Consider the following 8,566-nt stretch of genomic DNA (forward strand, 5'->3'; position numbering starts at 1 on the left):
CGGCCGCCCGGGCGGCCGTACTCCCGATTTCGGCGAACAGATTTTTCAAAGCCTGCCCCCGATCCCGGGTAAGTTTGCGGCCAACCAGGTCAAGGGCCTGAATGGCGTTGGTGCCTTCATAGATACAGGCGATTTTGACATCCCGCAGATACTGCTCAACCGGATATTCGGAACAATAGCCGTAGCCTCCGTAAATATCTATTGCCAAGGAACAGATTTCCACCCCTTTGTCGGAGGAAAAAGCCTTACAGACCGGAGTCAGCAGCTCCAGAATGCCCCGCCATTTTTTCTTTTCCACTTCATCCTCGGCGATCTCGGCCCGATCAAAAGCGAAGGCGACATAATAGTTCAGAGCGCGAATACCCTCCACATAGGACTTCATCCACAACAGGCTGCGGCGCACATCCGGATGTTCAATAATCGGGACGGCCCGGGCTTCGGGATTGGTCATATCCCAAATGGCGCGACTCTGAATCCTTTCCCGAGCATAATCGCGGGCATGTTCGAAGGCGGCGGAAGCGTGGCCGAGTCCCTGCATGCCGACCTCCAGGCGGGCTTCGTTCATCATGTGAAACATGATCGCCATCCCCTGGCGTTCACGACCCAGCAGTTCACCGACGCAGTCGTCATTTTCCCCAAAATTAAGGGTACAGGTTGCCGATCCCTTGATGCCCATCTTGTGTTCAATATTGCCGGTCAGAACATCGTTACCGCTTCCGAGAGATCCATCATCATTAACCCTGATTTTCGGCACAATAAAAATGGAAATACCGTCGGTCCCAGCCGGATCACCTTCAATTCGAGCGAGAACGGCATGAATATTATTGGAGCACAGATCATGATCACCGCTTGAGATAAACATTTTAGTTCCGGTTATTTTATAAGTGCCGTCGCCTTGCTTGACGGCTTTAGTGCGCAAAGCTCCGACATCGCTGCCGGCCCCGGGTTCAGTCAGGCACATGGTGCCGCCGTACTCCCCCGCATACATTTTACTCATATATTTTTTTTTCTGTTCTTCACTGCCGAATTTCTCGATCAGAGCCGCGGCGCCACAAGTCAGGCCAGGGTACATCATCAGGGAAAAGTTGGCCGCGTTGAAAAGTTCGGCGCAAGCGGAAAACAATAAAAGGGGCATGCCCTGACCGCCGACTTCCGGATCACGGGCGGCACAATTCCAACCGGCTTCACAAATTTTAGCGTAGGCTTCATGATAGCAGGCGGGGGTCTTGACCTTACCATCCGCGAAAGTACAGCCCTCCCGATCACCTTCGGCATAAGTCGGCACCATCACGTTGACCGCCAGTTTCTCCGCTTCACCCAACATCATGGCCGCATCATCCAGCGTATACTCGCCATATTTCCGCGATTTAAAAAGCTTGTCGATCCCCATCTGTTCAAAGAGCAGAAACTTCTGATCCCTGACGTTGACCAAACCATTACCCATTTCTACCTCCTGTTTAATCTGCTTGTAAAAATCAAGCTTTTGTTGATTGTAACCTCTATTTCAACCCGTTATGACTGAGCGTTCACTCATCAATAAGAAAAAAAATTTTTTCACTGAGATCCACCCGGGGTCCGGCCATCGCTACGCAGACCCCGGCCCAAGACATAAAGAATACCGTCTACCATCGCTTTCAGATCATAGCGACGCCGGCTTAAAACCCAGCAGCTGACCACCTCATCGATACTGCCGAAGATGACTTTGCGGGCGATCTTGACATTAACTTTGGCGTCAATCACTCCCTGGGCCTGTCCTTCACCGACAAAGCCTTCGATCAGCCGGTAAAAATTACGCAAAGGCCCGGCGATGCCATGGCGAATACTGGGGTTCGATTGACGTAACTGGATCTGAAGAAAATTGGCCAGCACCGGATTTTCTCCCAAAGTTGTTAAATGATAACGCACCAGAATTTCAATCTTCTGCCATGCGTTATCACAATCATTGGTCAGCGCCTCAATATCAACGATAAGGCGATTGATCTTTTCCTGAAAAACCGAGACCAGAACCTCTTCTTTATTGGCAAAATAAAGGTAGATGGTGCCATCGGCAACCCCGGCCTTCTTGGCGATCTTCGCCACCTGGCAATCATGATAACCATATTCGGAAAAAGCTTCCAGCGCCGCTTCTATTATCGCCAGATACTTGGCTCGTTTCCGCGGATCGTCCGACACGCCGGAACCCTTACCGGACACCGCCGAAACCCTACTCTTCATAAAGAGCATCCAGTTCTTTCTGAAATTTGGCGGTTACGATTTTACGCCGAAGTTTCAGGGTCGGCGTCACTTCATTTTTGTCCATTGTAAATTCACTATCCAAGGTGACGAATTTCTTGATCTGTTCATAAGAGGGAATATTGTTTTCCTGATGCACCTTTTCAATACGCCGGCCCAGCATGGCGCGAATCTCCGGATTTTCAAGCAAGCCTTTGCGGTCGGTGAAAAGGATATCATTTTTCAAAGCATATTCCTCGACCTTCTCGAAATCCGGAACCAGCAGGGCGGAGATGAATTTCCGGCGATCACCATAGAGCATGGCCTCGGTTATGTACTTATCCATCTTGAGCAGATTTTCAAGATGTTGCGGCGCGATATTCTTGCCGCCGGCGGTAACGATCAGATCCTTTTTGCGATCCGTAATTTTAAGATAATTTTCGGCATCAAGCACCCCGACATCGCCGGTATGAAACCAACCGTCGACAAAGGCTTCATCGGTGGCCGCCTGGTTTTTATAATAGCCCAGGGCAATGTTCGGACCTTTGGCGATAATTTCACCATCCGCCGCGATTTTCAAATCAACCCCCTCAAGAACCGGACCGACCATGCCGAACTTCATATGCCCGGGATAATTGACCGCCAGCACCGGAGAGGTTTCCGTCAAGCCGTAACCTTCATAAATAGGGTAGCCGGTGCCGTAAAAAAACTCGGCGATTTTCTGGGGTAAGGGAGCGCCGCCCGAAATGAAAAAACGCAGACGTCCGCCAAGCTTTTCTCCCAGCTTGCTGAAAACCAATTTCTTGGCAAGCTTACGCTGCCAGAGCAACCAGGCTCCAGGCTGACGATTCTCGCGCAAGGCGGCGGAAAGTTGATCCGCCACGCCGAAAGCCCAGAAGATCAATTGTTTCTTCAACCCCTTACTCTGCTGCGCGCCATCATAGATACGGTCGAATATTTTTTCAAAAAGACGCGGCACACTGATCATGATGGTCGGCCGGACTTCCATCATGTTCTGGGAAACCTTTTCAATCGATTCGGCGTAAGCGATCACCGCGCCATTATAAATCGGCAGATAATAACCGGCCATCCGCTCAAAAACATGGCTTAAAGGAAGATGGGAAAGAAAAACATCATTACCGTCAACCCGGACACAATTGCTGGATGCGGCAACGTTAGTGATAAAATTACCGTGGGTCAGCATGACGCCCTTGGGATCTCCGGTGGTTCCGGAAGTATAAATCAGCGTGGCCAGATCATCATCGTTGATATTCTGCCAGCCGGCCTCGAAAGATGCGCGGTTCTTCTTGAGCCATTCACGACCGGTGGACAACAACTGAGACAGGGTCATAACCCGTTCATGTCGAAGCGACTCCGTCTCCCCCATGTCTTCAAAAACAATGATTTTTTTCAATTTCGGACATTTATCGACAATCGCCAAACTTTTTTTAAGCTGATCGGCGTTTGAGACAAAAAGAAAAACCGAATCCGAGTCATTGACAATATACTCAACCTGGGGAGCGAGATTGGTTGGATAAACCGGCGCATCGGCGCAGGCGCAGGCAAGAATGCCCAAATCGGCAAAGGCCCACTCGGGACGATTCTCGGAAAGCAGCGCAACCTTTTGACCTTTTTCCAGTCCCGCGGCCAGCAAGCCCCCGGCCACTTCTTCCACCTTGACTGCGAACTCCCGCCAACTGATGTCAAAATAGACGTCGTTGCGTTTCACTTTCATGGCAACCTTCTGATCGAGCCGCCGCGCCTGTTCAAAAAAAATCTTTACCAGATTCATCTCTCACTCCTAAAAATTAAACCCTGGACCAATCAAAAAAAATGAATGAAGACTCATTCCGAGATCCTATTAACTGAACGTCATTAGATTGTCAAGGCTAAAATACTATTTTATTTAACGGGAAAAAGGCGAAAGAAATCATCAGATCGGTTTGTCGAGCAGAGTTCCACGGCGTGGGGATTGAAGACCCTTGCCTTAGCGGGAAGTTTATGAAATAATACTTCGGCATGATTCTTCTGTAACGGATAACCCCCCAGGAAGCTTTTGCCGGAGAGAAACCGCCATGACCCCCCTTTCATTCTGCGCCGCCTGCGGCAAACCGATCAACCCCAAAAGTCGATACTGCCCCCACTGCGGCCATGAAAACCGGGTTTCAGATCCCCACCGGAATGCCTTCTGCCCCCGTTGCAAGGTTGCCCTTGAACCCTATGACTATCGGCAAACAGATGCCGAAATCTGCCCACTTTGCGCCGGTCTCTGGTTCGACCGCCGAGAATTTTCCTACCTGACCTCTGAACGCGATGTCTATCAAGACCAAAACCTGCCGCGTGAATACCAACGGCCACCCCGACAAAATGATCCCGGTTACCTGAGCTGCGTGCGTTGCGGCACCCCGATGACAAAAAAAACTTTCAGGAGGTTTCCGGGGTCATGATCGACATCTGCGGTCGGCATGGTATTTGGTTGGATGCCGGGGAGATGGAAAACATCCGTAGCTTTATCGCCGCCGGCGGTCTTGAGCAAGCTCAGAATAGACACATCGCTCACAACCGGGTTGCCCTTCAGGAACTCGCCGCCCGGGTTCAGGAGGTCGAATTCACCCAGAAGGTTCTCCATTTTTTCGATTTTAAATACTGGCTCTTTAAAATCTTCTGAATAAAAAGTTTCCCGGCGACCTTAGAAACCATGGCCCCCTGCAAGATCGGCTGATTCCTGAAATAACCGCACTAATTTTCAGCCGGCGTCCCGGCGCCGGCGATCGTTGCTCCGGGCCGCGCCGTAACCCCAGCCAACAAGGCTTCCAAGGCCAGGCGCAGGGGCTCGGGCAGGAGTGGACCATGGTAACGATCAAACCGTAAGCTCTGCGAACAACCACTTATTTCCGCCGCCACCTGCTCACAGCGCCGGCGAAAATCATCCAGGCTGCCAAGCTGATGCCGCTGCCAGGCGTCACTTAAAGCCAGGCTGAGCTCAAGCAGACCGGCGTAGCTCGACTGCAACAGCAAGTCCTCGACCGCGGCGGTCAGCGCTCCGCCATCGGCGTCAGGTTCCAAGTTGCAATCCGCAATAAAATCATAGACCGTCACTCGCCGTTCCTGAAGTCGCTGAAAGATGTCACGTTCCGCAACAATGCCGTTTTGACGTCGCACCGCTTCAATCACGGCATTATAAACCGTGCCGGCAATCAATTCTCCCATTTTGCTGTGGCCGCCGGCATTCTCAATGGGCCGCCCCCGGCCTTCCACAACAATGATATTGTCGGTTCCGGTTCCGGTGGCCTGAAGAAAAGCGGGGTCACTGGCGGCGCGAATATCCAGATCCTGAAGCGCCGCGCTTTTGCCTTCGCAGGCGCTGAGCAGGGCTCGACTCTGAGCCTTCGGCGCAAGGCGGGCATTAGTTAGAAGAATTATATTGATGGTGCCCGGATCGACGGCCCCGGGAGCTTCATAATAATATCCCTCTTCGGCGCCCATGCGCATCGCGTTGGATTTCACCCCGGCCGTGACCAGGGCCGCGACCCGCAAATCCTGAAAGGAAGCCTCCCGGCAAGACAGATTATTCATGTCGGCCCCGGTAAAAAGCAGGGCGCACCTTTCCGGATCACGCTCCAGCAGGGACGTAATCTTTTTTTTAAAATCAGGTGCTCCGAGATAATGCACCAGATTCCAGGTCGGCGGCGAAAGATAATGATTGCCAACCGTGCTGATTCCGGCGCACACCCCTTCCAGGGTGGAATGAACCGCCATCGGCTCGGTAAAATCAATCACCAGGGTACGCTGAATAAAATCAGCCACTCGCGATTCCACGACTTCAGCCCGGCGGACATAGGGAAAGTCAAGGACCATGGCTTCTCTTCGCACCACCTGTTCCGTCAGAACCAGGTGGTCGGAACGACTGAAAAAGTCGGAATAGATCACTGATGCCAGCCAGGCGGCGAAATCGGCAAAATGAGTGCTCGCTCGACAAGTAAAATCACAGGGGAAATTATAAATCTGAGTATCCACGATTGCCGTGATCCCGATTAAGGACGGCCGGCCGAAAAGATTTTTGATATGCTCGGTTGGTTTGCAGCTATAGATTACCTGCGGATCAAAAGCTTGGATTTGCGCGACGTCGACCTCGACCACATCTCCCGTTTTGCCCCAGACCGGCGCAATTCCGCCCGCAACCCGGATCAGCTCATTCTGAAACGAGTCATCTCCCGGCAGGAGAAATCTATCCTGACTCATCATCACCATAACCCGACGCCGTTCGGCCACGGGAATAAGGTCGACCTTTTTTTTCAGCAAAGCTATCTTTTCCCGCATGCCGGCAAGCAACTCTGCCGCCTGCGCGGATCGACCAACCAGGCGACCGACGAGCTCGATATTGGCGAAAATCTCCGCCTGGGTTCGGCTGGCCATGGCAAGCACCCGGCAACCGTTATGTTCAAGAACGCCGCGCAGGTGATTATGGGATGGTGTGATAAAGATCAAATCCGGAGACAAACTCTGAATTCGTTCCAGGGACGGCTGTTGAAAACCACCAATAAGAGAACAATGTTCAAGCCCGGCCAGTGAACTGCTGTGATAAGTAATCCCAACCAGTCTATCCCCGGCCCCCAGCGCCGCGACGATCTCGCTGACCTCGGGCGCCAGGGAAACTATCCGCAGGGGCCTGCAAGTCAGCCTGACTTTTTGCCCGGCGCTGTCGATCAGGCTCAACGGATATTCACAACCCGCCAGCAGCAGCGCCAGCCCCAGCAACACCAGTCCCATGACTCCAAAAAACCTTTTCATGCCCACCCTTTTCTCAAGAAACATCGGAACCCACCTCATCAACTGCTTGCAGAAAAGGCCGGCCCCAAAAAGGATCCGGCCTTTTTTACCCGTACAACCGAAATAATGCCGCGTTAAGATCAGTAATTTTCACCCAGCAGTTCGAAATGGGCCTGCGGATGGGCGCAGGCCGGACATTCTTTCGGTGCTTCCTGGCCCTGGTGCAGATAGCCGCAGTTGCGACAACGCCAGGTCACCACCGCCGCCTTTTTAAAAACCCGACCGGTTTCAATATTGGCGGCCAGATCAAGATAACGTTTTTCATGCTGTTTTTCAGCCACGGCGATCGCCAGCATGATCTCGGCAATCGCGGCAAAACCCTCCTCGCGGGCAATCCGGGCAAATTCCGGATACATCGCGCTATGCTCATGATTTTCTCCGGCGGCCGCCTCTTTCAGATTATCCAGCGTCGAGCCAATCACGCCGGCGGGAAAAGCGGCGCTGATTTCAACCTCTCCCCCTTCAAGCAATTTGAAAAGACGCTTGGCGTGCTCCTTTTCCTGGTCTGCGGTTTCAGCAAAGATCTCGGCAATCTGGACATAACCCTCTTTTTTAGCCTGGGCGGCAAAATAATTATAGCGGTTACGGGCCTGACTTTCACCGGCAAAAGCCGTCAGTATATTCTTTTCGGTCCTGGTTCCCTTTAAGCTGGCCATCAGTAAAACCTCCTTATAAAATTAAATGTTCCTATTATACCACCTTCGGGAAGAGACGGCGGCAAAACAAGCAAATTCCCCCAGCCGAAAAAAACTGCGGGATACCTGTGGGATAGGGGTTCATTACTACAACAAAATTTTGTTCTTGGCAAGCGCGACCTTAAAAACCTACCCATGAGGACACTGAGGGAACCTCCGACCACGGCAAGAGGGTCAAGAAAGCCCGGATACCATCCGGGCGCATATCCCCCACCCCCTCGCCAACGTTGTCTTTTGACTTTATTCTGTAATCTTAACAGCAAATCTAAAGGCTGAAGGCGAGAGCAAGCAACCGCCGAAGTGAAACGCGCCATATCATTGTTGGCTGTAATCACACTTAAATGATTGACAAAAATACTGACAAAATAAATTATCAACTTGACAGCAAATGAGTTCTTTGCCTATAGCGAAGATCAAATATGAAATTTGTATCCGACCTATTATTCCATCGAATGACGTGGTCTATTTATACTGTTAAGCGGCTCGTGATAGGAATTAAAAAATGGTGCCATATAAAAAATTGACTTATTTGGGGGCGATAACTGTATTTGTCCTGTCAGTGGCTATTACGATAACCCTACCAATTTCAGAGTTGTTTAAGGGTATTACAGCCATGCCTGCTGTTGGAGCATTAATCGGCGCCCTCTACCAACTACTAAGAGATCATGCTGCACATGAACGACAAATTCAGTTGCAGAACAAAAAGCATTCCTTTGATTTGGCTGTTACCTCACCCATGGCTACTATCGCTTTCAATAAACATGCAGAATTCTGCGAGAAGTACATGAAAAAAATACATGAGACACTACGTACCCTTATCCGTGGGGGGC

General features: G+C 51.2%; 8 protein-coding genes. 3 read left to right on the forward strand and 5 right to left on the reverse strand.

Features of this window, described 5'->3' with window-relative positions; translation table 11 throughout:
• The 3 genes from ENN66_03865 to ENN66_03875 all read right to left on the reverse strand — a co-directional run.
• A partial coding sequence (locus ENN66_03865) for an acyl-CoA dehydrogenase (protein HDS15743.1) occupies positions 1–1,444 on the reverse strand: 1,444 nt, incomplete at its 3' end.
• Between the two features lie 110 nt (positions 1,445–1,554).
• Entirely contained in the window at positions 1,555–2,214 is a 660-nt protein-coding gene (locus ENN66_03870) for a TetR/AcrR family transcriptional regulator (protein ID HDS15744.1), read from the reverse strand.
• The gene (locus ENN66_03875; GenBank protein ID HDS15745.1) at positions 2,204–4,003 is read right to left on the reverse strand and encodes a long-chain fatty acid--CoA ligase; all 1,800 of its coding nucleotides are present in this window, start codon (positions 4,001–4,003) and stop codon (positions 2,204–2,206) included. Before ENN66_03875 ends, ENN66_03870 begins: the two co-directional genes overlap by 11 nt.
• Before the next feature lie 283 nt (positions 4,004–4,286).
• Between ENN66_03875 and ENN66_03880 the strand changes: the two genes are divergently transcribed.
• Positions 4,287–4,658, forward strand: coding sequence for a zinc-ribbon domain-containing protein (locus tag ENN66_03880; GenBank protein ID HDS15746.1), 372 nt, complete (start codon positions 4,287–4,289; stop codon positions 4,656–4,658).
• On the forward strand, positions 4,655–4,879 hold the full coding sequence (locus tag ENN66_03885) for a hypothetical protein (GenBank protein ID HDS15747.1): 225 nt from the start codon (positions 4,655–4,657) through the stop codon (positions 4,877–4,879). Before ENN66_03880 ends, ENN66_03885 begins: the two co-directional genes overlap by 4 nt.
• A gap of 71 nt (positions 4,880–4,950) precedes the next feature.
• Here the strand turns inward: ENN66_03885 and ENN66_03890 are convergent, their stop codons facing one another.
• Both ENN66_03890 and ENN66_03895 read right to left on the reverse strand, forming a co-directional pair.
• The gene (locus tag ENN66_03890; GenBank protein ID HDS15748.1) at positions 4,951–7,041 is read right to left on the reverse strand and encodes an adenosylcobinamide amidohydrolase; all 2,091 of its coding nucleotides are present in this window, start codon (positions 7,039–7,041) and stop codon (positions 4,951–4,953) included.
• A gap of 80 nt (positions 7,042–7,121) precedes the next feature.
• A complete protein-coding gene (locus ENN66_03895) occupies positions 7,122–7,697 on the reverse strand; it encodes a rubrerythrin family protein (protein ID HDS15749.1) in 576 nt (191 codons plus the stop codon).
• Positions 7,698–8,238: 541 nt separating this feature from the next.
• On the opposite strand from ENN66_03895, the gene ENN66_03900 reads away from it, so the two are divergent.
• Positions 8,239–8,566: hypothetical protein (locus tag ENN66_03900; protein HDS15750.1), on the forward strand; the 328-nt coding region annotated here is incomplete at its 3' end.

The organism is Pseudomonadota bacterium (assembly GCA_011049115.1).
Lineage (GTDB): Bacteria > Desulfobacterota > Anaeroferrophillalia > Anaeroferrophillales > Tharpellaceae > DSCM01.

Excerpts from the sequence above, each read along its gene's own strand:
- ENN66_03870 (HDS15744.1), bottom strand. The coding sequence starts at position 2,214 with ATGAAGAGTAGGGTTTCGGCGGTGTCCGGTAAGGGTTCCGGCGTGTCG.
- ENN66_03875 (HDS15745.1), bottom strand. The coding sequence starts at position 4,003 with ATGAATCTGGTAAAGATTTTTTTTGAACAGGCGCGGCGGCTCGATCAG.
- ENN66_03880 (HDS15746.1), top strand. The coding sequence starts at position 4,287 with ATGACCCCCCTTTCATTCTGCGCCGCCTGCGGCAAACCGATCAACCCC.
- ENN66_03885 (HDS15747.1), top strand. The coding sequence starts at position 4,655 with ATGATCGACATCTGCGGTCGGCATGGTATTTGGTTGGATGCCGGGGAG.
- ENN66_03890 (HDS15748.1), bottom strand. The coding sequence starts at position 7,041 with ATGAGGTGGGTTCCGATGTTTCTTGAGAAAAGGGTGGGCATGAAAAGG.
- ENN66_03895 (HDS15749.1), bottom strand. The coding sequence starts at position 7,697 with ATGGCCAGCTTAAAGGGAACCAGGACCGAAAAGAATATACTGACGGCT.